The organism is Kosakonia oryziphila (assembly GCF_900094795.1).
Taxonomy (GTDB): domain Bacteria; phylum Pseudomonadota; class Gammaproteobacteria; order Enterobacterales; family Enterobacteriaceae; genus Kosakonia; species Kosakonia oryziphila.
The window spans coordinates 76,422-99,844 of the sequence record NZ_FMBC01000009.1 but is presented as its reverse complement, the minus strand read 5'-3'; the positions used below and the strand labels follow the sequence as shown (position 1 = coordinate 99,844).

Here is a 23,423-nt window from a genome sequence, read left to right as displayed (position 1 = left end):
ACAAATCTGCCGGGAGCAGATTTGAACACTGTAAGCAGCGGCCCCGAAGGAGTAAGGCTCAGGGATGAGCCGAATAAAAAAGCCAACACACCTGCGACTTGAAGTATGACGGGTATAAACAGAGAAATGGCATCGCCATTACTTTCCTGTGCAAAACCAGCCACTTCCAGCCCAACACCATGGTAATCTCCCCTGACCACCATGGTGCTGAAGTAAGTTCATTGTCGGGAAGGCATTCACCAGGCTTCACTCATCCTCGCATCCAGGATAAGCAAACTGGGTGGCGCACGACCTTATTTAAACAGTTTCTGCACAAACTCGACATACGCCGGACGCCAGACATCCATTTCATGGTTCAGGCCGGGGTACACTTTATAATCAAACTTAATCCCCTCTTTCTCCAGCTCGCTCTTCAGCCCGGCGATGTCTTTCCCGGTGACGGAGTCCTTTTCGCCGACAACAACGGTGAAATTATGCAGTTGCTTATTAATCAACGCGGGTTTAGTGAACTGCGCGCTAACGCCCGCGTCAGGTACCGTTGTGGTGGTGACACCGCTCAAGGTCGCCAGCCAGCCGAAGCTGTCAAGGTGGTTCATCCCGGAAACCAGCGCCTGATATCCCCCTTGCGACAACCCTGCCAGCGCGCGTCCGCTTGCGTCTTTGCGTACGTTAAACCGCGCGTCGACCAACGGAATAATATCGTGCATCAGTTCGCGGTCTGCCGCTTTGGCATTGAGGTGATAAAATGATTTGCGGCGCTCTTTCGGCGGAAAATTTTCCGGGATCGCCTGCACAATATCGGTTTCCGTATCCGGAACCACGACCAACATCGGTTTGATTTTCCCTTCAGCCAGCAGGTTATCCATGATCTGCGGCAGACGTCCCTGATCGATTGCAGAAAGGCCGGTATCGCCAAAACCGTGGTAGAAATAGAGCACCGGCAGCGGCTCACCTTTTCCGTTATAACCCGGCGGCGTCCAGATATAGACCCGCCGCTCGGAGCCCAACTCTTTCGAGTGATAAGCCACCGTCAACAGATCGCCATGCGGAACGGCGCGATCGTCGAGAATACTGCCCGGCACCAGAATCAGGCTGGTATTCACCTGGCGCTGCGGCTTCTGAAAACGGCTTCCCGTATCCACCGAGCGGAAGCCATCGATATCGAAATAGTACTCATAGAGGTTCGGCGCCAGCGCCCCGCTCTTCCAGGACCAGACACCGCTGGCGTCTTTGCTCATATCATGTGAAACATAGCTGTCCGGGGTGGAACCCGTGATCACCGAGACCCGTTTTGCGCCTGGCGCAAAAAGGCGAAAGGTAATGCTTTTATCGGCGTTAACCTGCGTCACATACTGACTGACCGGCACCGATAAATCAGGCGTCACCGGAAAGAGCGCAGCAAAAGCCGGAACAGCCGCGCTGCCCAGCAGAGCGGTGATGGCCAACGTCAGACAAGCGATGTTTCTTTTCATATCACTCCCTCGTTTTTCTCATTTATGCGATTTATCGACCGGGCATTACTACCAGACCTTAGCCTGAACACCTGCGGAAAATGGTTTGTTTTTATCATCAGCGCTGGTGAGATTACCCTGTTCGCTACCCGGCGCATAAATGCCGGTATCACAAAAAAGCATTTCCGCATGATAAGCATATCCTCATTCAGAAATGAGAAATCGCAGCCGATATTTGCCTTTATAATTCGCTTTGCTGAATGTTTAGTCCTGACAACCACGGTATTCCGGCGCAGGTTAAATCTGCACGGCCTCCAGCGACAGCACCATCAACGACAATCTCCAACACGCGACTGCTGTTCAGGCTGAAGAGAATCACAATGGTATTGTCATCAACATTGGCGGATTCGAGGGCGAATTTCACTCGCAAATCGACAATCAGCACAATCACGCCACGCAAATAAGTGAAACCCGGAAGTGCGGAGAAAATTTTCTGCCCGGCGAAACTTTTCCCCCGTGACCAGCGAACTGTCTACGAGCGTTAACGATCCTCACACTACTGGAGCGCAACATGACCCCGATAAAAAAACTCGTGCTTAGCCTTACTGCCGCTGCACTGCTTAACATCGCCAATGCCCACGCCGCCCTGCCCACAGGAGCACAAGCCCCGGATTTTCAACTGCAAGGTGCGCTGGCCGGGAAACCGCTAACCTTCTCCTTGCAGCAGGCGCTGAAAAAAGGGCCGGTGGTGCTCTACTTCTTCCCGGCAGCGTTCAGTAAAGGCTGCACCATTGAAGCGCATGCCTTTGCCGAAGCCACTGACGATTTCAAAAAACTCGGTGCCACGGTGATTGGCGTCACCGCCGGGAATACCGATCAAGTGGATGAGTTCTCAAAGCTGGAGTGCCGCGATAAATTTACCGTCACCGCCGATCCGGGTGCGAAAGTGGCTGCCCAGTACGACACGCTAATGCAGATGAACGGCAAAACCCTTTCCGATCGCACCTCGTTTGTCATCGCCCCGGATGGCAAGATCCTGCTGAGCTACACTGACAGAAATCCGGAAACACATATTCAGAAAACAATGGAAGCGGTGAAACAGTATGCCAACGCGCATTCCTGATGCGCTGTAACCCTCCGACTTGCAGAGAATCGCTATGTTGACCGCTATGCTCGCCGCCTTCGCAGGCGGCATTATTCTCAACTTTATGCCCTGCGTGTTTCCGGTAATCTCGCTGAAAGCGCTGGGCTTAATCCGTCACGCTGAAGGCCCGACGCAAATCCGTCAGGAAGGGTTCGGCTTTCTGCTCGGCACCGTGGTAACGATGATGATACTGGCCGGGGCTCTGCTTGCATTACGTGCGGGCGGAACGGCGGTCGGCTGGGGTTTTCAACTCCAGTCGCCGCTGGTGATCGCCTTTCTGGCGCTGGTGATCCTCGGCGCTGCACTGAATTTGCTCGGCGTGTTTGAGGTTGGTCTCAGCCTGCAACGCGCCGGAGAGATCGAGGTTAAACGCGGCGCATTTATCCGCGCGGCACTAACCGGCGCGCTGGCGATCATTGTCGCAACCCCTTGCGCTGCACCGTTTATGGCGGGCGCGATTGGTTACGCATTAGTGCAGCCGCCCGCCGTTGCGCTGGCGGTATTTTTCGCGCTGGCGCTCGGGTTTGCTGCGCCCTTCAGCCTGATTTCGCTGTTTCCGTCGCTCGGCAAATGGCTACCGCGCCCCGGCGCGTGGATGGATACGCTCAAGCGCGGGCTGGCGTTTCCGATGTTCGGCGCTTTCGGCTGGCTGGTGTGGGTGCTGGCGCAGCAGGCAGGAATGACCGCGCTGGCGGCGATCCTTGCCGCATCGGTGGTGGTGAGCTTTGCCGCCTGGCTGTACGGTATGGCGCAACAGCGTCGCTTTGCCGGACGTGAGCATAAAGTGTTGTTTGCCGCTACGGCGGTGCTGCTGATTGCCGCGATTGTGCCGCTACCCTCGGTGGTGAAAAGCGGTAGCGCGTTGCCTGCGGCGCAAATTGCCGAGCTGAAATGGTCACCGCAAACGGTGGCGGAGAATCGCGGACATGGCAAAGCCATCTTTGTCGATTTCACCGCCTCGTGGTGCATCACCTGCCAGGTTAATGAGCGCACGTCGCTCTCCACTCAGGCAGTAAAAACCGCGCTGGTGCAGACCGGGACGCTCTATATGGTGGCCGACTCCACGAAATTTAATGCGGATATAGATGACGCGCTCAACGAACTGGGCCAGGGCAGCCTGCCGCTCTATGTGGTCTACCCGGCAGACGGCAGCGCGCCGAAGATCCTGCCGCAAGTGCTGACACCCTCGATCGTGGTAAATGCGCTGAATCAGGCGAGTGGGAAAAAAACCTAATGGCAGATTATGCAAAAAAGTGAGGCAACGCGTGACGAATGGCCACGCCTGATGGCGCTTGCGCAGGCAGGCGACCAGCAGGCTTATACGCGGCTGCTGAAAGCGCTGGTACCGGTGATCCGCACGCTTGCCCGCAAGCAGATTACCGACGAGATACTGGTAGATGATGTGATTCAGGATGTGCTGCTCACCGTGCACCGGGTGCGTCATACCTACGATCCCAGTGCCCCTTTCCTGCCGTGGCTGATGGCGATTGCCCATGCCCGCACCGTCGATGCGCTGCGCAAGCGTGGTCGCCATTGGCAACGGGAGGTGGACAGTGAGGACGCATCATTACTGATAGCCAGCAGCGAGCCGTCGCAAGCACCGGAAGAGCTGTCGGCGTTGCTGAATCAGCTACCTGACCGCCAGCGGCAAGTGATTGAGCATGTTCATCTGCGGGAGTTGAGTCTTGCGGAAACCGCGACGCATAATAACCTGACGGTTGCCGCCGTGAAGTCATTGCTGCATCGCGCCCTGAATAATCTTCGTCGGTTGGGAGCACATCATGGCCGATCATGACCTGTTAATTGAGAAATTAAGCCGCTCTATCGCGCCGGTAAAACGCCCCTGGCAACCGGGCTGGCGCGTGATGGCCTGGCTGGCGACGGCGTTACCGTGCGGTATTGCCGCCAGCTTGTTGCTAAACAGAACCCTGACCGACTGGTCGCAGAGCGGCGCGTCGTGGGTTATCGTGCAGTTGCTGTTGACCTTTGTCGCCGGAACACTGGCGATTCGTAATGCTTTTTTGCTGAGCATTGCCGGGCAGCAGCCGCTTGGCTGGAAGTGGTTTGCGCCGCTGTTCAGCATCTGGTTCGCCAGCACGCTGATTAACCTGCATCTGCACCACTCGCAGGCGTCTGCCGATAGCATTGAAGAGCCGAATTGCTATCTGTTTATGGTGGTGGTCAGCGCCCCGATGATGGCGATTGTCATTGGTTACCTGCACCGCACCCGATCGCCGTTCCCGGCGCGTAGCCTGGCGGCGGCGGGCGTGGGTGTGGCCTGTATGGCGCTGACGCTGCTGGCGCTCTGCCATCCGGCGCACATCAGTGCGCCGGATCTGTTAACGCATTTCGCTGCGATCTTCACCATTATCGTCGGCACCATTGCGCTGGGTTACCGCTGGGTGGCATTACCCTGGTGAACCGCTTTTCGGGAAGATCCATAGCTGTTCGGCGGGCAGCACCAGGCGATAAATTTGCTCGCTGCGCGGCTGAGTACCGTAAACGCGCAGCACAAAATCATCCCCCTGCGTGTGGAACAGATATTCCCAGCGGTCACCAAGATACATGCTGGTAAGCATCGGCAGTTCCATTGAGTTGTCCTGCGGTTGATCGCTTAAGCGCAAGCTTTCCACGCGGATCACTGCCGTCGCCGGTTGGCCCACAGCGACGCCATGCCCGGCCTTGCCCCACAACGCCCAACTCGCGCCTTCAATACGCGCCTTTCCATCCACCACCTCAGTGACATTGCCATGCAAGCGGTTATTACTGCCCATAAATTCAGCGGTAAACAGCGTCGAGGGCGTACTGTACATCTCCTGCGGTGTGCCCTGCTGTTCGATAACACCATTGTTCAGCAGCAGGATGCGGTCAGAAATCGCCATTGCTTCATTTTGATCATGCGTCACCATCAGCGCCGATAAACCAAGTTTGACGATCAGCTCGCGCAGAAATACCCGCGCCTCCTCGCGCAGCTTGGCGTCGAGGTTTGACAGCGGCTCATCCAGCAATATGACCGGCGGGTTATAGACCAGCGCCCGGCCAATCGCCACACGCTGCTGCTGGCCGCCGGAGAGTTGATGTGGGTGGCGTTTACCAAGCTTTCCCAGCCCGAGTTGATCCAGCACCGTTTGCACCCGCTGGGCGATCTCCGCCGACGCGACTTTGCGCAGTTTAAGCGGATAAGCCACATTCTCGAATACCGTTTTATGCGGCCACAAGGCGTAAGACTGGAACACCAGCCCCAGATTGCGCTCTTCGGCGGGTACTTCACTGCGCGGATTGCCGTCGTACACCACATTGCTGCCAATGGTGATGCGCCCCTGGCTCGGTTTTTCCAGCCCGGCGACGGCGCGCAACAGCGTGGTTTTACCGCTACCGGAAGGGCCGAGCAGCGAAACGACTTCTCCTCGTTTCAGTTGCATGGAGACGCCTTTCAGTACCGGATTGTCACCATAGGTCAGATGCAGATTATCTACAACCAGCTCAATCATGTAATTTCACTCCAAAGCGCAGGGCCACGCCAAGACCGATGACCACCAGCAGAATATTGATAAACGACAGCGCAGCGACGATATCGATCGCGCCCGCCGCCCACAGCGACACCAGCATCGAGCCGATGGTTTCAGTGCCCGGAGAAAGCAGGTAAACACCGGTTGAGTATTCACGCTCAAAAATCAGGAACATCAACAACCAGGAGCCGATCAAACCGTAGCGCGACAGCGGCACCGTGACATGACGGGTTACCTGTCCGCGCGACGCGCCGGTACTGCGTGCAGCCTCTTCCAGTTCCGGCCCGACCTGCAACAGCGTGGAGGAGATCAAGCGCAGACCATACGCCATCCACACCACGGTATAGGCCAGCCAGACGCTGAAGATGGTGGTACGCAACGAACGTAGCCAGACGACCAGGTTGTCGCGCAGCCACTGCGCCACCGGCAGCCCGGAGAGCCAACCGTTTTTCAGCGACTGATCCAGCCACATCGGCAGGAAAAGGAACACCCATAAGAACGCCAGCCCCGCCAGCAGCCCTGGCACGGCACGTGGCACCAGCACGCTATAGTCGAGAAAGCGTGTGACATTATCCTGCTTGCGGTGCATCGCAATGCCGACGAACAGATAGCAGACCACCGCCAGCGCACCGCCAATCACACCAATGGCCATCGAGTTGACGATGGCGCGCAACAGGTTCGGCTGCTGCCAGATATTGCGAAACGTGGAGAGCGAAACCTCGTCCCACAGCGAAACGCCGACGCCCCAGTTGGCGATAAACGCCCGTAGCACTACGCCGATCAATGGCACGCCGATGGTAACGGTAAGCCACGCCATCACCACCATTCCCGCCACCCAGCGCCATTTGCCGAGCGGCAGCGCGCGCGCCTGCGAGGCTTTGCCCTTCATGGTGACGAAACGGCTGGCGGTGCGCATCAATCTGCGCTGCAACATCACCAACGGAATGGTGATGCAAATCAACACTACCGCCACCGCCGCCATCAGGTGATACGACGGTGTACCCAGTTTGTTGGTCAACTTATATAAATACGTTGCCAGTACCATGTTGCCTTCAGGATCGCCGAGTACCAGCATCAGGCCGAACACTTCCAGACCGAGGAAAAAGAGCAGCACGCAGGCATACAGCATCGAGGGGCGGACCATCGGCAGGCTGACGGCGGTCATCACCTGAAGCGGCGATGCGCCGACGGTGCGCGCCGCTTCTTCGACATCCGAGCCGACACTGCGTAATGCCGATGAGATATAAAGATAGGCATGGGGCACATGGGTTAAACCGGCAATCACCACAATGCTGAACATCGAGTAGATGTTCCACGGCACAAAACCGATTAGCTCCTCCGCCCAGCGCGAGAAAAAGCCCACCGGCCCGGCGGCGACCACATAGCCAAAACCAAGCACCATCGGCGAGACGAAAATCGGTACCAGAATCAACGGTTCGATAAACCTACGCCCCGGCAAATCAGTGCGTACCATCAGAAAGGCGAGGATGCCGCCGAGTGGAATCGCAATAATCACCAGCCCGAAAGCCAGAATAAAGCCGGATTTTAGCGCCAGATAAAAATCAGGATCGGTAAAAATAAAGGCAAAGGATTCAAGGCTGAACTCTTTGCTACGGGCGAAAAAAGGGGCTGAGAGGAAACTCTGCACCACAATAAATAACAGCGGAATATAAATAACCAGCGCGGTAATTAATACAGTTACGCCACGCGGCAACCCCTGCCATTTTCTGCGCACGATATTCATAAATAATCCCTTTATGCTCTGTCACGCCAGGCAAAACGTTGTGCATCGCAGCGACGCACAACGGTGATGGAGGTTATTTGGCGGCGGCTTCGCGCCACTGTTTAATAAATTCCAGACGTTTTTTCGGCTCCAGATATTCCAGCAGTGACTCATTCACCGGGATCGGCTTCAGCGCCTGCCCCAGCAATTTGGTCATACCATCAATATCGTTTTTGCCTTCAATATCCTGGCGTAAGGAAGGAATATCCGCCTGGTTGGCGAGAATGCTCTGCCCTTTTTCCGACAGCACATAGTCAAACCACAGTTTCGCCGCATTGCTGTGTTCCGCTTCCGCACTGATAAATGACACGCGCGACAGCACCAGCACATAATCTTTCGGGTAAGAGATCCCCAGCGATTTATCCCCTTTAATGCGCGCTTCGGCGTACGAGCCAAGGATATTGTAACCAATCAGGTTTTCACCCGACGAGACGCGTTCCATCATAGTGCCGGTGGAAGACTGCACCGTCAGGCCGCCTTTGGCGATATCAGCCAGATGCGCGAAATAGTCTTTGTCGCTTTTGCTGTCCTGAACAGCGAGCATAAAACCGAGGCCGGATTTTTCAATATCGTAGGTGGTGACTTTATTTTTGAATTTATCGCTCTGCGCAGCAATTAATTTCGCCAGTGCACTATGGGAATCGGGAACATCGCCTGCGGGGATCAGCCGTTTATTATAAATAAACACCACTGGTTCATAAGTGGTGCCATAGGCTTTTTGCTGCCACACCGCCCATTTCGGTAATTTCTCTTTTTCCGGTGAAACATATTCTGCGGCATAATCCGTCGCCAGTTTCAGCGCAGTATCCATCGATGAACTCCAGACCACATCGCCACTACCACTACCGGAGGCTTGCTCACTGAGATAGCGGTTATATAACTCGGTACTGTTCATATCGTTATATTCGACTTTGATTCCCGGATATTGCTCTTCAAAGCCTTTAATTAGCGGGCCTGCGGCTTTGGTATCCGTTGTCGAATAAATAACGACTTTACCTTCTTTCGTCCCGGCATCGACAATTTTCTGATATTCCGCTGGATAACCCGCAGGCACCGCCGCCAGCACAGAACCTGTAAATGCGGTGGCCAGAACGGCGGCCAGCGTTGCGATCTTCCTGTCCATATAACCCCCTGGTATCATTTTTGAAACACAGAGTTAACATATAGACAGTACGCCAACCGATGCAATAACATTGCTTTTTTTTTCTGACTTTTGTGATGGTGGCGTGGTTTAAATATATGCTATTGCCGCACAAAAAATAGCAGGAAGAAAAATCTTAAATCTCCTCTTAATATCATGCACGGGTCGCCTTCTCGTGCAGAAAAATAACCAGAAAGAAAAAGATAATGTCATGGGAAATAACGTAAAAATAACCCATTTAGAACCTGGCCCAGTAGGCGTATATTGTTGCAGCCAGTTTGGGCACGGACAGCGCGCAACAACCGGAGCGTACACGCAGTACGTGAGGATGACTCGCTTCGCTCGCCCTAAAGGGCCGCCGCAAGCGGCGTTCAAAATGTTATGGCATTTTGTGTGAGCACTGCTCAGGACCAAAATGGCAAATAAAATAGCCTAATGGGCCAGGCTCTTGGTGGCTTATATCGCCCCATCGCCAGGCAGATACAAGCGTAGATGACCGTTAACTTTAAGGAGAAAGTAACGCAATGGCAGCAGTTCGATGGGGCATGCGCCATCTATCGCGCCTGCGGCGGCCAGCATAATCTTAAACGAAACCTTCGCATTCATTATTTGTTCGCCTGTTCGTCATAAAACGATCATCTGTTGTGCCGTTAATGGACGCCAGTTGAATGACAAAAACCGGAAGACTTATGAACAGCGCATTGGCAGAACTTTCTGAACACCCCAATTCATATCAGCATCACTTAAACACCGTGCCGAAACAAAAGGTGCTGAGCGTCAGAAATTTGCGCAAATCGTATAACGCTCACCAGACCGTGCTGCACGATATCAGTTTCGATCTGCACAGCGGTGAGATGGTCGGCGTGATTGGCCGTTCCGGCGCGGGTAAATCAACGTTATTACATGTCCTGAATGGCACGCACAGCGCCAGCGCGGGCGAGATCTTAAGTTTCTCCGATGATGAAAACGAGCCGCGTGATGTGTCACGCCTGAAAGGCCGTGCACTCAATCAGTGGCGCAGCCAGTGCGGCATGATTTTCCAGGATTTCTGCCTCGTTCCGCGCCTGGATGTACTGACCAACGTGCTGCTCGGACGTCTTAGCCAGACATCAACGCTAAAATCGCTGTTTAAAATTTTCACCGACGAAGACCGCGCGAAAGCCATCGCTCTGCTTGAATGGCTGAACATGCTGCCACACGCATTACAGCGCGCAGAGACGCTCTCCGGTGGGCAGATGCAGCGCGTGGCGATTTGCCGGGCTCTGATCCAGAATCCCTCGTTATTACTGGCGGACGAACCTGTCGCTTCGCTGGATCCCAAAAATACCCAGCGCATCATGGATGTACTGCGCGAAGTGAGCCAGCAGGGCATCAGCGTGATGGTCAACCTGCACTCTGTTGAGCTGGTAAAAGAATACTGCACGCGGGTTATCGGCGTGGCGCAAGGACGCATTATTTTTGACGACCACCCTTCCCGGCTGACACAGGATGTTCTGCACGTGCTGTACGGCGATGAAATCAGCCAATTGCATTAATTATTCCTTCCAATGAGACAACACAGGCAATGACAATGAAAAACCCTATTTCTGTCGCATTACGTTTATCTGCATTGATGACAGGTCTTCTGTTGGCATGGCAGGCTTCTGCCGCTGAGCAGCCAAAGGAATTGAATCTGGGGATTCTGGGCGGGCAGAACGCGACTCAGCAAATCGGTGATAACCAGTGTGTGAAAGAGTTTCTCGATAAAGAGCTGAACGTCGATACCAAACTGCGCAACTCCTCTGACTACTCCGGTGTGATCCAGGGGCTGCTGGGCGGGAAAGTTGACGTGGTGCTGAGCATGTCGCCTTCATCTTACGCTTCGGTGTATATCAACAACCCGAAAGCGGTCGATATCGTGGGTATTGCGGTTGACGATAAAGATCAATCGCGCGGTTACCACTCAGTGGTGATCGTGAAAGCCGATAGCCCGTACAAAAAGCTGGAAGATCTGAAAGGCAAAGCGTTCGGCTTTGCGGATCCGGATTCCACCTCCGGCTACCTGATCCCGAACTACGCGTTTAAACAGAAATTCGGCGGCAATGCCGACAACAAATATAACAACTACTTCTCCAGCGTTACCTTCTCTGGCGGTCATGAGCAAGACATTCTCGGCGTGCTGAACGGCCAGTTCGCTGGCGCAGTCACCTGGACATCTTTGGTTGGCGACTACAATACCGGCTACAGCGCGGGCGCCTTTAACCGCTTGATCCGCATGGATCATCCGAATCTGATGAAAGATATCCGTATCATCTGGGAATCGCCGCTGATCCCGAACGGCCCAATCCTGGTAAGCAACAGCCTGCCGGCGGATTTCAAAGCCAAAGTCATCACCGCCGTGAAGAAACTGGATACCGATAATCACGCCTGCTTCGTGAAAGCGATGGGCGGCACACAGCATATCGGCCCGAGCAGCGTGGATGACTTCAAACAGATTATCGAGATGAAACGCGAGCTGGTCACTGCACGCTAATCGGCACCTCATGAAATAAGCCCCTGCGTCGAACCAGGGGCTTTTATTCGATTGCCATACAGGACGCTATTGCAACGCATGAACACGTCGAATACGCAGTTTGAGCACTATTACCAACAGGTCAGAACGCGCCAGAAGCGCGACACTGTGGCCTCTTCGTTACTGCTGCTGGCGCTCTGGTTTGCCGCCGGAAACGCCGCCGAATTTAATATTTTTACTATCTGGCACTCGTTGCCCAACTTCCTTGATTACATGCTGGAAACCGTGCCGACGCTGCACTGGTCGCAACTATTTGCCGACAGCCACACCAAAGGCTCGCTGGCGTATTGGGGTTATCGCCTGCCAATTCAGTTACCGCTGATTTGGGAAACCCTGCAACTGGCGCTGGCCTCCACACTGCTCTCTTTTGTCATCGCTGGCGTGCTGGCTTTTCTGGCGGCGAGCAATACCTGGTCACCGCCGCCAGTACGTTTTGCCATTCGCACGCTGGTGGCGTTTTTGCGCACCATGCCGGAGCTGGCGTGGGCGGTCATTTTCGTGATGGCATTTGGCATTGGCGCGATTCCCGGTTTCCTTGCGCTGGCGCTGCACACCGTCGGCAGCCTGACCAAACTGTTCTATGAAGCAGTGGAAAGTACGCAGGATCGTCCGGTACGCGGGCTGGCCGCCTGCGGTGCCACGCATCTGCAACGCATCCGCTTCGCGCTGTGGCCACAGGTCAAACCGATTTTTTTCTCCTACGGCTTTATGCGCCTGGAGATTAACTTCCGCTCCTCCACCATTCTTGGTCTGGTTGGCGCAGGCGGTATCGGCCAGGAGCTGATGACCAATATTAAACTCGACCGCTACGATCAGGTCAGCATTACGTTGCTGCTGATCATCATTGTGGTTTCTGCGCTCGATACCCTCTCTGGCCGTTTGCGCCAGTGGGTGCTGGAGGGGAAAAAATGACAAGCTGGCAAACCGTACCGAACGTGACCTTAAGTCGTAAACTGCACAGTGATTTGTTCAAAGCGCAGGGGCGCTATCTGCGCCGTCTCGGCCTGATCGCACTGGCTGCTGCGCTCTACTATCTGTGGTTTTTTATGCAATTCGGCATTTCGCTCGATCAGGCGCTTAGCGGCGTACAGCAGATAGGCCACTATCTGTTGCGCATGTTTGTCTGGCACGATTTCCTCAACTGGCCATTTGGCTACTATTTCTCGCAGATTGGCATCACACTGGCGATTGTTTTCGCCGGTACGCTCACCGCCACAATGCTGGCGTTGCTGCTCTCATTCCTTGCTGCACGCAACATCATGCGCGGCGGGTTACTCGGCACCGTGGCGTTTTGTATGCGTCGCCTGTTCGACATTCTGCGCGGCATCGATATGGCGATCTGGGGGCTGATTTTTGTGCGCGCTGTCGGCCTTGGACCGCTGGCCGGGGTACTGGCGATTATCATGCAGGATACCGGTTTACTTGGCCGTCTGTACGCCGAAAGCCATGAAGCGGTGGATCGTTCGCCGGGACGCGGGATGACTGCCGTCGGCGCGAGCGGCCTGCAAAAGCACCGTTTCAGCACCTTTACCCAGTCATTCCCGACTTTCCTTGCACTGAGCCTTTATCAGATAGAGTCGAACACCCGTTCGGCGGCGGTGCTGGGTTTTGTCGGCGCGGGCGGTATCGGCCTGATTTATGCCGAAAACATGCGGCTGTGGAACTGGGATGTGGTGATGTTTATCACTGTGATTCTGGTCGTCGTGGTGATGCTGATGGATATGGCATCGGCCTGGCTGCGCCGACGCTATATTATCGGTAAATCAGTGCCGCTGTTTAAGCCGGAGTAAGCTGCCAGTTAAGTTGCGGCCAGCGGCGCAGTTCTCCCTGCGCCGCCAGTTGCGGACAGGGATTCACCATAAATACGTGGTTGGCGTATTCGCAGAGCGGCAAATCGTTAATCGAGTCGGTATAAAACGTCACGGCCCCACGATGCTGCGGGTGATCAACAAGAAAGTTTTCAAGGCAGATAATTTTGCCCTGTTGATAGCTTGGCGTACCGTCGATGATCCCCGTATAGCGCCCGTTATCGGTTTTCACTTCCACGCCAATCGCGTGCTCAATGCCCAGTACCGGCGCAATCGCCTTCACCAGCAAACTGACCGACGCGGAGATAATCAGCATCGCTTGATTGCTGGCCTGCAATTCCCTGATTAACGCCAGCGCCTGCGGGTAGATGCGCGGCACAATCTCCGTTTCCACACACAGCGCTACCATGCTTCCCACCAGCGCCACCGGGAAATCGCGCAGCGGCGACATGGTCAGCGCCACATATTCATGCAGATTCATTTCGCCACGCGCGTAAGCCTGCATCAGCCGCTCTTCATCGCGTAAATAATCCGCGCCATCGGCAAAACCTTCGCGCACCAGGTAGCGGCTCCAGATCGTGCTACTGTCACCAGAAATCAAGGTATTATCGAGATCGAAAACGTACAGCGGTTGCGGCATTGTCGCGTCCTTAGTAAGGAAATCCGCCCAGCACTTTAGCAAAAAAAGATGACAACTTAACGATGCAGTTGATTTGCTAAACCGGTTTAGTTAAGTTTTAACGACTATTTTAAAGCGGGAGAGAGATATGTCAGCACGAGTCTGGTGTCTGGGTGATGCGGTGGTCGATTTACTGCCGGAAGGCGCAGGGCGCTTGTTGCAGTGTCCCGGCGGCGCGCCTGCAAATGTGGCGGTCGGCATTGCGCGTTTGCAAGGAAACAGCGGTTTTATCGGTCGCGTCGGTGACGATCCTTTTGGTCGTTTTATGCGCCAAATCCTCGACGCCGAGCAGGTGTATACCGCATTTATGTCTGCCGACCCGACGCAACGCACCTCCACGGTGGTCGTCGCGCTCGATGAAGTGGGTGAGCGCTCATTTACCTTTATGGTGCGACCGAGCGCCGATCTGTTTCTCGCTGTGGATGATTTACCGCCCTTTCAGCGCGGCGAATGGCTGCACTGCTGCTCAATTGCGCTCTCTGCTGAGCCATCGCGCAGCACCACGTTTACGGCGATGACGCGCATCCGCAGCGCTGGCGGATTTGTCAGCTTCGACCCGAATATCCGCCACGATTTGTGGGCCGATCCGCAGCAGTTACATGATGCGCTGAGCCAGGCCTTCACGCTGGCGGACGTAGTAAAACTCTCGGAAGACGAGCTGGCCTTTTTTAGCGGCCAGACGGATATCGACGTCAGCATGCAGCAATTGGCCGAACGTTTTGCCATCCCGCTGTTGCTGGTAACGCAGGGTAAAGCAGGCGTCAAAGCCTGCCTGCGCGGCGCACTCAGCACCTGGCCAACGCGGCCGGTTATCAGCGTCGATACCACCGGCGCAGGAGATGCGTTTGTTGCCGGATTGCTGTGGGAACTGGCGCAGCACGGGCTACCGGATAACCAGGAGCAACTTGGCGCTCGTCTTGCCACCGCGCAACGCTGCGGAGCGCTCGCCACCACGGCGAAAGGCGCGATGACCGCCTTACCCTATCATCATCAACTGGAGGAATAACTCGCCTGAGTACCGCTTCGTTTTGCGAGCCGTCTCACAATCACTAAACCGGTTTAGCAAATTTAATTGCGTGAAGAAATTAGTCATGGGTATGATTCATCACCTAAACCGGTTTAGCAAAAAAAACAGTCCTGTGATGATAGCTCTTCCTTAGGGATGCAACACGATGAAAAAAAGCACGCTTGCCGTAACCCTTGGTTTGATATTTAGCTCTGGCTCTGCATTGGCTGCTGATCCCAGCATGAGCAGCATAGAAGCCCGTCTTGCCGCGCTGGAACAGCGTTTACAGGCGGCAGAACAACGTGCGAATGCCGCAGAAACCCGCGCCAAAACGGCGGAAAAACAGGCGCAACAACTGGCCGCCGCGCAGCAACAAACACAAACCACCACCAGCCAGGTTGAGCAGCGCACCGCCAAACTGGAGAAAAAAGCCACCGATGAAGGCGGGTTTGAATTTCACGGCTATGCCCGTTCCGGTTTGCTGATGAACAACTCCGCCAGCAAAACGCAAGGCGGGCCAACATTGACCCCGGCAGGTGAAACCGGCGGTAATGTCGGTCGCCTGGGTAACGAACCAGATACCTATGTCGAGATGAACCTCGAACATAAACAGACGCTGGCAAACGGCGCGACTACGCGCTTTAAGGTGATGCTGGCCGACGGGCAAAAAACCTATAACGACTGGACAGCATCCAGCAGCGCTCTCAACCTGCGTCAGGCGTTTACCGAAATCGGCCATCTGCCGAGTTTTACTGGCGCGTTTAAAGACTCCACCATCTGGGCCGGTAAACGTTTCGACCGCGATAACTTCGATATCCACTGGATCGACTCCGATGTGGTATTCCTCGCCGGGACCGGCGCCGGGATCTACGACATGAAGTGGAACGATGACACACACAGTAACCTGTCAATTTACGGCCGCACCTTCGGTGACATGGAGAACAGTGAAAACACGGCGCAGAACTATATTCTGTCGTCAAACAACTTCTACGGCCCGCTGCAACTGATGGTCAGCGGTATGCGTGCCAAAGATAATAACGATCGGGTCGATCTTGACGGCAATAAAGTGAAGGGCGATGCCGCGAATACCGGCGTACATGCGCTTCTCGGCCTGCATAACAGCAGCTTCTATGGGCTGCGGGAAGGCTCGGCGAAAACTGCCCTGCTCTACGGCCACGGGCTGGGCGCAGAGGTGAAATCGATCGGTTCCGATGGCGCGCTGTTGCCAGAAGCGAACACCTGGCGCCTGGCCAGCTACGGCATCACGCCGCTGGGCGGCGGCTGGCATATTGCACCAGCCGTACTGGCACAAAGCAGTAAAGATCGCTACGTCAAAGGTGACAGCTACCAGTGGGCTACCGCCAACCTGCGCCTGATTCAGGGGATCACCGAGAACTTCGAAATGCAGTATGAAGGCAGCTACCAGTACATGGATCTGCGCCCGAAAGGCTACAACAGCCGTAACGCGGTGAGCGGTAGCTTCTATAAACTGACCGTCGCCCCGACGCTGAAAGCCAGCGACGTTGGCGAATTCCTCAAACGCCCGGAAATCCGCCTGTTCGCTACCTGGATGAACTGGGATCACCGTCTGGATAAGTACGCCAGCGATGATGCCTTTGGCAACAACGGCTTTAAATCCGGCGGCGAATGGAACTTCGGCATCCAAATGGAGACCTGGTTCTAATGAGTTCGGCCCCTGCGGGGTGCGGGGGTCGTCTCAACCGGGTTAACACCACAATAACGAGAACACAGAGGTTATTATGGATTTTGCACAAATTGCCCGCGCGCTACTGCCGCTGCTGGGTGGTAAGGATAATATCGCCAGTGCCGCACACTGCGCCACGCGTCTGCGCTTAGTGCTGGTGGAAGACGCGAAAGCCGATACCGCAGCAATCGGCAAAATTGACGGCGTGAAAGGCTGTTTTCGTAACGCCGGGCAGTTGCAGATTATTTTCGGTACCGGCGTGGTGAATAAAGTTTACGCCGCGTTTATCGCCGAGGCCGGGATCAACGAGTCGAGTAAGTCAGAAGCCGCCGATATCGCCGCGCGCAAGCTTAACCCGTTCCAGCGTATTGCCCGCCTGCTGTCGAACATTTTCGTGCCAATTATCCCGGCGATTGTTGCCTCCGGCTTGCTGATGGGGCTGTTGGGAATGGTGAAAACCTACGGCTGGGTTAACCCGGACAACGCGCTGTACATCATGCTCGACATGTTCAGTTCGGCGGCATTTATCATTCTGCCGATCCTGATTGGCTTTACCGCCGCCCGCGAGTTTGGCGGTAACCCCTATCTTGGCGCGACACTGGGTGGCATTCTGACGCACCCGGCGCTGACCAACGCCTGGGGCGTGGCGGCCGGCTTCCATACCATGAATTTTTTCGGTATCGAAGTCGCGATGATCGGCTACCAGGGAACCGTTTTTCCGGTACTGCTGGCAGTGTGGTTTATGAGCCTGCTGGAGAAGCAACTGCGCCGGGTGATCCCGGATGCGCTGGATCTGATCCTGACGCCGTTCCTGACGGTGATTATCTCTGGTTTTATCGCCATGCTGGTTATCGGCCCGGCGGGTCGCGCACTGGGCGATGGTATCTCCTTTGTACTCAGCACGTTGATTAGCCATGCAGGCTGGCTGGCCGGAATGCTGTTCGGCGGGATCTATTCGGTGATTGTGATTACTGGCGTGCATCATAGCTTTCACGCTATTGAAGCCGGGCTGCTGGGCAATCCGTCTATCGGCGTCAACTTCCTGCTGCCGATCTGGGCGATGGCTAACGTCGCACAAGGCGGCGCCTGCCTGGCGGTGTGGTTTAAAACGAAAGATGCGAAGATCAAAGCCATCACTCTGCCTTCGGCTTTCTCAGCACTGCTCGGCATTACCGAGGCGGCAATTTTCGGTATCAACCTGCGCTTTGTAAAACCCTTTATTGCCGCACTTATCGGCGGGGCTGCGGGCGGCGCGTGGGTGGTTTCAGTACATGTGTATATGACGGCGGTCGGCCTGACGGGCATCCCTGGTATGGCGATTGTGCAGGCCAGCTCGCTGCTCAACTATGTTATCGGGATGGTGATTGCATTTAGCGCCGCGTTTGTTATCTCTTACCTGCTGAAATACAAAACGGACTCCGAATAATGGCTTCAACAAACCTGCTGCCTGCCATGTTGCAGGCAGTCATGAAAGGCCAGCCGAAAGCGCTGGCCGATCCCCACTATCCCGCCTGGCATCTTGCGCCGGTGACCGGGCTGCTTAACGATCCGAACGGTTTTATCCAGTTTGCCGGGCGTTATCATCTGTTCTACCAGTGGAATGCGCTGGGTTGCCAGCACCTGCACAAATGCTGGGCGCACTGGAGTTCGGCGGATTTAGTCCACTGGCAGCATGAACCCCTCGCGCTGATGCCTGACGAAGAGTATGACCGCAATGGCTGCTACTCCGGCAGCGCCATTGATAACAATGGTGTGCTGACACTGTGCTACACCGGCAACGTGAAGTTTGACGACGGCTCCCGTACCGCGTGGCAGTGCCTGGCAGTACAAAACAGCGACGGCGGTTTCGACAAGCTCGGCCCGGCCATTCCTTTGCCGCACGGTTACAGCGGCCATGTGCGCGACCCGAAAGTATGGCGGCACGACGGGCAGTGGTACATGGTACTGGGCGCACAGGATTTACAGTTACAGGGCAAGGTGCTGCTGCTGCGCTCAGAGAATTTGTGGAACTGGCAAAACCTCGGTGAAATCGCCGGTAGCGGCCTGAACGGGCTGGGCGATGCGGGCTATATGTGGGAATGTCCCGACATGTTCACCCTTGGCAACTGCACCTTCCTGATCTGCTGCCCGCAGGGTGTGGCGCACGAGGAGAAACGCTACCTCAACACCTACCCAAGCGCGTATCTCAGCGGCACGCTGGATTACGCCAGTGTGCAATATCAGCACGGCGAGTTTGCCGAACTGGATGCCGGGTTTGAATTTTACGCCCCGCAAACCACGCTTGCCGATGATGGCCGCCGCCTGCTGGTCGGCTGGATGGGCGTACCGGACGGCGAAGAGATGTTGCAGCCAACCGTGGCTAATGGCTGGATCCACCAGATGACCTGCCTGCGTGAGCTGACTGAACGTAACGGTAAGCTCTATCAGCAGCCAGTGGCAGAGCTACAGGCGCTGCGCGGTGAAGAACAGTGCTATTGCGGTATGGCAGAAGCGATGCCCGCACTGGAGGCGGAGCAACTTGAGCTGGTGCTGGAAAGTAAGGGCGAGTTAACACTCAATTTCGCCGATACGCTCACTCTCGAATGGCGTTGCAACGAACTGCGTCTGGCCCGCCGCAGCCTGCAAACCGGCGAATGGCTGTACCGTTACTGGCGCGGTAGCGCGCAGAAGTTGCAGATCCTCTGCGATCGCTCAAGCGTGGAGATCTTTATCAACGATGGCGAAGGGGTGATGAGCAGCCGCTATTTCCCGAGGCATCCGGCGCAATTAACCCTGCGCGGAGGCGCAGAAGTACAGACCCACTACTGGTCGTTACGTTCTTGCATGATAGAATAAGTTCTTGTTTCCTTAAATGATGCAAAACCGTGCGAAAAACAAAACGCGTTACCATCAGTGATATCGCTGCGCTAGCGGGGGTGTCGAAAGCCACTGCCAGCCTGGTACTTAACGGCCGCGGCAAAGAGCTGCGCGTGGCGCAGGAGACGCGCGAACGCGTACTGGCGATCGCCCAACAGCATCACTATCAGCCGAGCATTTATGCCCGCCTGCTGCGCGAAAACCGCAGCCACACGCTGGGGCTGGTGGTGCCAGAAATCACCAACTACGGTTTTGCCGTTTTTTCCCATGAGCTGGAAAACCTCTGCCGCGAGGCCGGTCTGCAACTGCTGATCGCCTGTACCGACGAAAATGCCAGCCAGGAGACTGTGGTGGTTAATAACCTGGTTGCACGCCAGGTGGATGGCCTGATTGTCGCCTCCAGCATGCAAAGCGATACCGACTACGTGAAACTCAGCGAGCAGTTGCCGGTGGTGCTGTTTGACCGCCATATAAATGACACACAGTTGCCGCTGGTGATCACTGATTCGCTAACACCGACGGCGGATTTAGTCGAGCGTCTGGCGCGGGCAACCCCCGATGAAATCTATTTTCTTGGCGGTCAGCCACGGCTTTCTCCCACCAAAGATCGGCTCGCCGGATTTATGCAGGGGCTGGAGCGTGCGGGCGTAACGCCGCGCCCGGAGTGGATTATTCACGGTAACTACCACCCGAGCAGCGGGTACGAGATGTTCGCCGCGCTGTGCGCCAGGCTGGGTCGCCCGCCGAAAGCGCTGTTTACCGCCGCCTGCGGCCTGCTCGAAGGGGTGCTGCGCTATATGAGCCAGCATCATTTGCTGGAGAGCGAAATCCATATCGCCAGCTTTGACGATCACTACCTGTACGATTCGCTGTCGCTGCACATTGACACTGTAGAGCAGAATGTGCCGCGTCTGGCACAGGATTGCTTCGAGATCATCACCCAAATGATTGAGGGCAACGAACCGACCATGCCACAGCGCGTACTACCTGCAACATTGCGCTGGCGCCATGCGCAGTAATGGCGGCCCGGAATTCAGGGGTTTTGCCCGGTAACAGGCTTGATTGGAGCGATACGGCAAAATGCGACATTTAGAAAAATATTAAAGCTTAAACTATCAGAACAATCAGATTGATGCTCAAAAGGATCTCAAGAAGATCCTTTTGATTTTGCCGATCATTACGCCCTACCAGTTACCATATGGATAGGTTCAACGCTCTATCCTCGGTACATGACGCAGACCATCCGATACCCAAAAAAGGGCTCAATGGTGAGCATACAATCCTTTTACGAGCCACTTGCCCGGTCTACTGATCTTTAAATGATCAGCATTGGCCATCGGGCTTTTGTTTAATGAGCGGCAAGTTCGCGAAAGAAATCGGGATTTGCCTGAATCGTTGCCAGCACCTTGGCTGCCAGGCCTGTCGGGTTACGCCGTTTGGATTCCCAACTTTTAATGGTATCAACACTGGTTCCCAGCGCTTTCGCCATCTCACTTTGTGAAACCTTGAGTTGCTCTCTAATCGCTTTTACATCAGCTATCTCATAGCGTGTGACATTTGCCGGAGCCTTAACCCCATTTTTGATGTCTACAGCCTCTTCCAGAGAGGTTTTTAGCTCGTCAAAAAAATGCATGTCACACCTCACCTTTTAGTAATTTCGTCAGTTTTTTCAATTCATTCTTTTCCGCATCAGTCAGGTTATCTTTGATGTTTTTCGGATAAGCCATAATCAAATAGATAACCGCTTTGGTCGCCAAAAAGTAAATAACTCTGGCGCTGCTGCTTTTCCCCTGTGAACCCGTAGACATTCTGATTTTTCGTAACCCACCGGTTTTCGGTATCAAATCCCTTTTTTTGGAGATTCAATGAGTTCCTTTTGCAGCTCTTTTAGCTCTTCATCCGTGGCAATTTGCTTTATCTGCCGGGTAAATATCGACGTCTCGATAAACTCCAGTGCATGATCCAATAGCACACCTCCTTGTTTAGGTACATAGTACACCAAAAAAGGTACTATGTACACTTACATGAGAGGAAGCTATTACGTACACTCATAACCTTGTACGGCTAATTAAACGCCACGCCCTTGATGGGCTGCTGCAATTTCCCTGGTGGCTGCAACGAACCGCAGCTATTGGGCTGTGGGGTGTTTTCCATCACACCGCGAACAAACTTCAGTTCATCGGCAAAAGCGACATTGACGGTGCCGTTATGGGTAATGCCGGGATAGGTTTTCCACTCGACCGCATTGCCGCCAGCACACAGTGCAGCCACTGCGGCGTATTGATGATGCGGCGATAAGGTGTGATCGGCGAGACCCGTGGCGGCAAATAGCGGTGCCGGGAAGGCTTTGACCGGCATATCTGTTACCGGTAGCAGCGCGTTAGTGACCTGCGCGGAACCGCCGATAAATGCCGTGCCGCCGTCGAGTTTTTCGCGGTGCTCATAGCGGCCCAGCTCACTCATACAGGTGGTTTTCGCCAATGCCAGCAGCTTCGCTCCCTTTTCTGTTACCCATTTTTCAGCGGGCGGTGCGTCATCCGGCAGCGAGCCGCCAATCAATCGCAACATGGTAAAACGTGACGGATCGCGATTGCCTGGGCGTGCGTTACCGGGTTTCACCGGCCCATTCGGAAACGTTGCCACCACGCCCGTAGCAAGAGTGGCGCGCAGTTTCAATTCCGGCGCGTAATCCGGCGCAATCAGGCTGGCGCCAAGCGACGCGCCCGATCCCTGCGACTGGCCGCTGATCACCAGGCTATTCGCGAGCTGCTGCGGATACGCCTGTAGCGCCGCGCGTACGCTGTCGAGCACCGAGCGTCCTTCCGTTTCCCAGTTCATATACGGGTGCGGCCCTGGCCCGCCGAGCCCCTGATAATCGGTGGCGACAACCGCAAAACCCTGCTGGAGCCACAAGTTAATATAATGCGCGTCCCGCGCTGTCGGGTTAGTCCACGATGGCGCACAACTATCAGCAACACCCAGCGTACCGTGCGCCCAGGCGAGAACTGGCCATCCTCCGGCGGGTGGATTACCTTTCGGGAACCAAAGCGAACCGCTGACCGGCACAATTCCGGCGTTCCAGCGTTTATCGCGCGAGGTATACAGAATGCGTTGCGTCATGCTGGCTGCGGTGATTTCCGGCTGTGCGGGCAGCGGCTCTTCGCGCAACATCATGCCAGGGTTCGCTGGCAAAGAACCGTCCCAGATATAAAAAGGTGAAAGCGATTGATCGCCTGCCGCAGGCCCGACGGGCAAGGCATTACTCCAGGCGCTTGCGCCATTAACCCAGACGCTGACAGCGCAGAGCGCATATTTCAAAACCTTCACGATCTTCTCCGGAAACATCGCCACACATTACCCCCAGTAAACGAAGGTGTTGGAGAGAATTCAACCAAAAAGTGTTAAGTATTTATTCTGTGCTTGAATTCCTTTACCCTTTACTTTAGATTTATCTAAATTTAGTAAAAACTAAAAAGCCATGACCAAACCCGATATCCCGTTACTTCAGAAACAGGCTGAGCAGGCGTCTGGCTTGCTGAAAGCGATGAGCAACCCACACCGGCTGCTGATCCTCTGCATGCTTTGCGACGCGCCTGGCACCTCTGCGGGTGAATTGAGCACCATCACGGGCCTTAGCCCTTCAGCGACGTCGCAACATCTGGCACGAATGAAAGAGGAAGGTCTGGTTGAAAGCCTGCGCCAGGCGCAGCGGGTCAACTACTTCATTAAAGATGAAGCGGTTAGCAAAATTATCAACACACTCAAGGGACTCTACTGCCCACAGGAGTAA

23 protein-coding genes and 1 pseudogene are annotated in these 23,423 nt (G+C 55.0%); 14 read left to right on the top strand and 10 right to left on the bottom strand.

Translation table 11 applies throughout. The features are described from left to right. Positions 1-293: 293 nt before the first annotated feature. Together GA0061070_RS06445 and GA0061070_RS06440 are read right to left on the bottom strand one after the other, a co-directional pair. Entirely contained in the window at positions 294-1,472 is a 1,179-nt protein-coding gene (locus GA0061070_RS06445; protein ID WP_090134657.1) for an esterase, read from the bottom strand. Between the two features lie 220 nt (positions 1,473-1,692). Further along, on the bottom strand, positions 1,693-1,911 hold the full coding sequence (locus GA0061070_RS06440) for a CheW domain-containing protein (RefSeq protein WP_425256039.1): 219 nt from the start codon (positions 1,909-1,911) through the stop codon (positions 1,693-1,695). A gap of 111 nt (positions 1,912-2,022) precedes the next feature. On the opposite strand from GA0061070_RS06440, the gene GA0061070_RS06435 reads away from it, so the two are divergent. From GA0061070_RS06435 to GA0061070_RS06420, 4 genes are read left to right on the top strand one after another with little or no spacing between them, the layout of a single operon-like run. Beyond that, positions 2,023-2,574: a peroxiredoxin gene (locus GA0061070_RS06435; protein WP_090134655.1), complete on the top strand. Its 552-nt coding sequence runs from the start codon at positions 2,023-2,025 to the stop codon at positions 2,572-2,574. A gap of 34 nt (positions 2,575-2,608) precedes the next feature. Then, a complete protein-coding gene (locus GA0061070_RS06430; protein WP_090134653.1) occupies positions 2,609-3,829 on the top strand; it encodes a protein-disulfide reductase DsbD family protein in 1,221 nt (406 codons plus the stop codon). 9 nt (positions 3,830-3,838) lie between these two features. Then, a complete protein-coding gene (locus tag GA0061070_RS06425; RefSeq protein ID WP_090134651.1) occupies positions 3,839-4,390 on the top strand; it encodes a sigma-70 family RNA polymerase sigma factor in 552 nt (183 codons plus the stop codon). Next, positions 4,377-5,015 carry an NrsF family protein gene (locus GA0061070_RS06420; RefSeq protein ID WP_090134649.1) on the top strand — a complete coding sequence of 213 codons (639 nt, stop codon included), beginning with the start codon at positions 4,377-4,379 and terminating at the stop codon, positions 5,013-5,015. Before GA0061070_RS06425 ends, GA0061070_RS06420 begins: the two co-directional genes overlap by 14 nt. Here GA0061070_RS06420 and GA0061070_RS06415 read toward each other — a convergent pair. From GA0061070_RS06415 to GA0061070_RS25110, 4 genes are all read right to left on the bottom strand, one after another. Continuing rightward, a complete protein-coding gene (locus GA0061070_RS06415; RefSeq protein WP_090134647.1) occupies positions 5,004-6,086 on the bottom strand; it encodes an ABC transporter ATP-binding protein in 1,083 nt (360 codons plus the stop codon). The two genes, GA0061070_RS06420 and GA0061070_RS06415, sit on opposite strands and share 12 nt — an antisense overlap. Then, complete coding sequence (locus GA0061070_RS06410) at positions 6,079-7,848, bottom strand: ABC transporter permease (RefSeq protein ID WP_090134645.1); 1,770 nt, start codon at positions 7,846-7,848, stop codon at positions 6,079-6,081. Before GA0061070_RS06410 ends, GA0061070_RS06415 begins: the two co-directional genes overlap by 8 nt. A 73-nt stretch (positions 7,849-7,921) precedes the next feature. Then, entirely contained in the window at positions 7,922-9,010 is a 1,089-nt protein-coding gene (locus GA0061070_RS06405; RefSeq protein WP_090134643.1) for an ABC transporter substrate-binding protein, read from the bottom strand. A gap of 474 nt (positions 9,011-9,484) precedes the next feature. After that, complete coding sequence (locus GA0061070_RS25110; protein ID WP_167353542.1) at positions 9,485-9,634, bottom strand: hypothetical protein; 150 nt, start codon at positions 9,632-9,634, stop codon at positions 9,485-9,487. A gap of 83 nt (positions 9,635-9,717) precedes the next feature. On the opposite strand from GA0061070_RS25110, the gene phnC reads away from it, so the two are divergent. From phnC to phnE (GA0061070_RS06380), 4 genes are all read left to right on the top strand, one after another. Further along, complete coding sequence (gene phnC, locus GA0061070_RS06395) at positions 9,718-10,563, top strand: phosphonate ABC transporter ATP-binding protein (protein ID WP_090134641.1); 846 nt, start codon at positions 9,718-9,720, stop codon at positions 10,561-10,563. A gap of 35 nt (positions 10,564-10,598) precedes the next feature. Continuing rightward, positions 10,599-11,540 (top strand): phosphonate ABC transporter substrate-binding protein, encoded by a 942-nt coding sequence (gene phnD / locus GA0061070_RS06390; protein ID WP_090134639.1) that lies wholly within the window; start codon positions 10,599-10,601, stop codon positions 11,538-11,540. A 78-nt stretch (positions 11,541-11,618) separates the two neighbouring features. After that, entirely contained in the window at positions 11,619-12,491 is an 873-nt protein-coding gene (gene phnE / locus GA0061070_RS06385; RefSeq protein ID WP_090134638.1) for a phosphonate ABC transporter, permease protein PhnE, read from the top strand. Further along, the gene (phnE, locus tag GA0061070_RS06380; RefSeq protein ID WP_090134636.1) at positions 12,488-13,369 is read left to right on the top strand and encodes a phosphonate ABC transporter, permease protein PhnE; all 882 of its coding nucleotides are present in this window, start codon (positions 12,488-12,490) and stop codon (positions 13,367-13,369) included. The genes phnE (GA0061070_RS06385) and phnE (GA0061070_RS06380) overlap by 4 nt, the downstream gene beginning before the upstream one ends. On the opposite strand, the gene GA0061070_RS06375 is transcribed toward phnE (GA0061070_RS06380), so the two are convergent. Continuing rightward, complete coding sequence (locus GA0061070_RS06375; protein WP_090134634.1) at positions 13,356-14,027, bottom strand: HAD family hydrolase; 672 nt, start codon at positions 14,025-14,027, stop codon at positions 13,356-13,358. The two genes, phnE (GA0061070_RS06380) and GA0061070_RS06375, sit on opposite strands and share 14 nt — an antisense overlap. A gap of 127 nt (positions 14,028-14,154) precedes the next feature. Here GA0061070_RS06375 and GA0061070_RS06370 point away from each other — a divergent pair, with 127 nt between their 5' ends. From GA0061070_RS06370 to GA0061070_RS06350, 5 genes are all read left to right on the top strand, one after another. Further along, on the top strand, positions 14,155-15,072 hold the full coding sequence (locus GA0061070_RS06370) for an aminoimidazole riboside kinase (RefSeq protein WP_090134633.1): 918 nt from the start codon (positions 14,155-14,157) through the stop codon (positions 15,070-15,072). A 166-nt stretch (positions 15,073-15,238) separates the two neighbouring features. After that, complete coding sequence (locus tag GA0061070_RS06365) at positions 15,239-16,756, top strand: carbohydrate porin (RefSeq protein WP_090134631.1); 1,518 nt, start codon at positions 15,239-15,241, stop codon at positions 16,754-16,756. A gap of 76 nt (positions 16,757-16,832) precedes the next feature. After that, a complete protein-coding gene (locus GA0061070_RS06360) occupies positions 16,833-18,203 on the top strand; it encodes a sucrose-specific PTS transporter subunit IIBC (RefSeq protein ID WP_090134629.1) in 1,371 nt (456 codons plus the stop codon). After that, positions 18,203-19,612, top strand: a complete 1,410-nt coding sequence (locus GA0061070_RS06355; RefSeq protein WP_090134628.1) for a sucrose-6-phosphate hydrolase — start codon at positions 18,203-18,205, stop codon at positions 19,610-19,612. The genes GA0061070_RS06360 and GA0061070_RS06355 overlap by 1 nt, the downstream gene beginning before the upstream one ends. A gap of 29 nt (positions 19,613-19,641) precedes the next feature. Beyond that, positions 19,642-20,652, top strand: a complete 1,011-nt coding sequence (locus GA0061070_RS06350) for a substrate-binding domain-containing protein (protein WP_090134626.1) — start codon at positions 19,642-19,644, stop codon at positions 20,650-20,652. Positions 20,653-20,981: 329 nt separating this feature from the next. Here GA0061070_RS06350 and nadS read toward each other — a convergent pair whose 3' ends face one another. The 3 genes and pseudogenes from nadS to GA0061070_RS06335 form a co-directional block, all read right to left on the bottom strand. Next, positions 20,982-21,266 (bottom strand): NadS family protein, encoded by a 285-nt coding sequence (nadS, locus tag GA0061070_RS06345; protein ID WP_090134625.1) that lies wholly within the window; start codon positions 21,264-21,266, stop codon positions 20,982-20,984. Position 21,267: 1 nt separating this feature from the next. Then, positions 21,268-21,599: pseudogene (locus tag GA0061070_RS06340) on the bottom strand (type II toxin-antitoxin system RelE/ParE family toxin). Between the two features lie 98 nt (positions 21,600-21,697). Then, positions 21,698-22,960 (bottom strand): lipase family protein, encoded by a 1,263-nt coding sequence (locus tag GA0061070_RS06335; RefSeq protein ID WP_244153049.1) that lies wholly within the window; start codon positions 22,958-22,960, stop codon positions 21,698-21,700. 151 nt (positions 22,961-23,111) lie between these two features. Here GA0061070_RS06335 and GA0061070_RS06330 point away from each other — a divergent pair, with 151 nt between their 5' ends. After that, complete coding sequence (locus GA0061070_RS06330) at positions 23,112-23,423, top strand: ArsR/SmtB family transcription factor (protein WP_090134623.1); 312 nt, start codon at positions 23,112-23,114, stop codon at positions 23,421-23,423.

Excerpts from the sequence above, each read along its gene's own strand:
- GA0061070_RS06420 (WP_090134649.1), top strand. The coding sequence starts at position 4,377 with ATGGCCGATCATGACCTGTTAATTGAGAAATTAAGCCGCTCTATCGCG.
- phnD (WP_090134639.1), top strand. The coding sequence starts at position 10,599 with ATGAAAAACCCTATTTCTGTCGCATTACGTTTATCTGCATTGATGACA.
- nadS (WP_090134625.1), bottom strand. The coding sequence starts at position 21,266 with ATGCATTTTTTTGACGAGCTAAAAACCTCTCTGGAAGAGGCTGTAGAC.
- GA0061070_RS06415 (WP_090134647.1), bottom strand. The coding sequence starts at position 6,086 with ATGATTGAGCTGGTTGTAGATAATCTGCATCTGACCTATGGTGACAAT.
- phnE (WP_090134638.1), top strand. The coding sequence starts at position 11,619 with ATGAACACGTCGAATACGCAGTTTGAGCACTATTACCAACAGGTCAGA.
- GA0061070_RS06375 (WP_090134634.1), bottom strand. The coding sequence starts at position 14,027 with ATGCCGCAACCGCTGTACGTTTTCGATCTCGATAATACCTTGATTTCT.
- phnE (WP_090134636.1), top strand. The coding sequence starts at position 12,488 with ATGACAAGCTGGCAAACCGTACCGAACGTGACCTTAAGTCGTAAACTG.
- phnC (WP_090134641.1), top strand. The coding sequence starts at position 9,718 with ATGAACAGCGCATTGGCAGAACTTTCTGAACACCCCAATTCATATCAG.
- GA0061070_RS06445 (WP_090134657.1), bottom strand. The coding sequence starts at position 1,472 with ATGAAAAGAAACATCGCTTGTCTGACGTTGGCCATCACCGCTCTGCTG.
- GA0061070_RS06370 (WP_090134633.1), top strand. The coding sequence starts at position 14,155 with ATGTCAGCACGAGTCTGGTGTCTGGGTGATGCGGTGGTCGATTTACTG.
- GA0061070_RS06430 (WP_090134653.1), top strand. The coding sequence starts at position 2,609 with ATGTTGACCGCTATGCTCGCCGCCTTCGCAGGCGGCATTATTCTCAAC.
- GA0061070_RS06410 (WP_090134645.1), bottom strand. The coding sequence starts at position 7,848 with ATGAATATCGTGCGCAGAAAATGGCAGGGGTTGCCGCGTGGCGTAACT.
- GA0061070_RS06435 (WP_090134655.1), top strand. The coding sequence starts at position 2,023 with ATGACCCCGATAAAAAAACTCGTGCTTAGCCTTACTGCCGCTGCACTG.
- GA0061070_RS06405 (WP_090134643.1), bottom strand. The coding sequence starts at position 9,010 with ATGGACAGGAAGATCGCAACGCTGGCCGCCGTTCTGGCCACCGCATTT.
- GA0061070_RS06425 (WP_090134651.1), top strand. The coding sequence starts at position 3,839 with ATGCAAAAAAGTGAGGCAACGCGTGACGAATGGCCACGCCTGATGGCG.
- GA0061070_RS06355 (WP_090134628.1), top strand. The coding sequence starts at position 18,203 with ATGGCTTCAACAAACCTGCTGCCTGCCATGTTGCAGGCAGTCATGAAA.
- GA0061070_RS25110 (WP_167353542.1), bottom strand. The coding sequence starts at position 9,634 with ATGAATGCGAAGGTTTCGTTTAAGATTATGCTGGCCGCCGCAGGCGCG.
- GA0061070_RS06360 (WP_090134629.1), top strand. The coding sequence starts at position 16,833 with ATGGATTTTGCACAAATTGCCCGCGCGCTACTGCCGCTGCTGGGTGGT.
- GA0061070_RS06365 (WP_090134631.1), top strand. The coding sequence starts at position 15,239 with ATGAAAAAAAGCACGCTTGCCGTAACCCTTGGTTTGATATTTAGCTCT.
- GA0061070_RS06330 (WP_090134623.1), top strand. The coding sequence starts at position 23,112 with ATGACCAAACCCGATATCCCGTTACTTCAGAAACAGGCTGAGCAGGCG.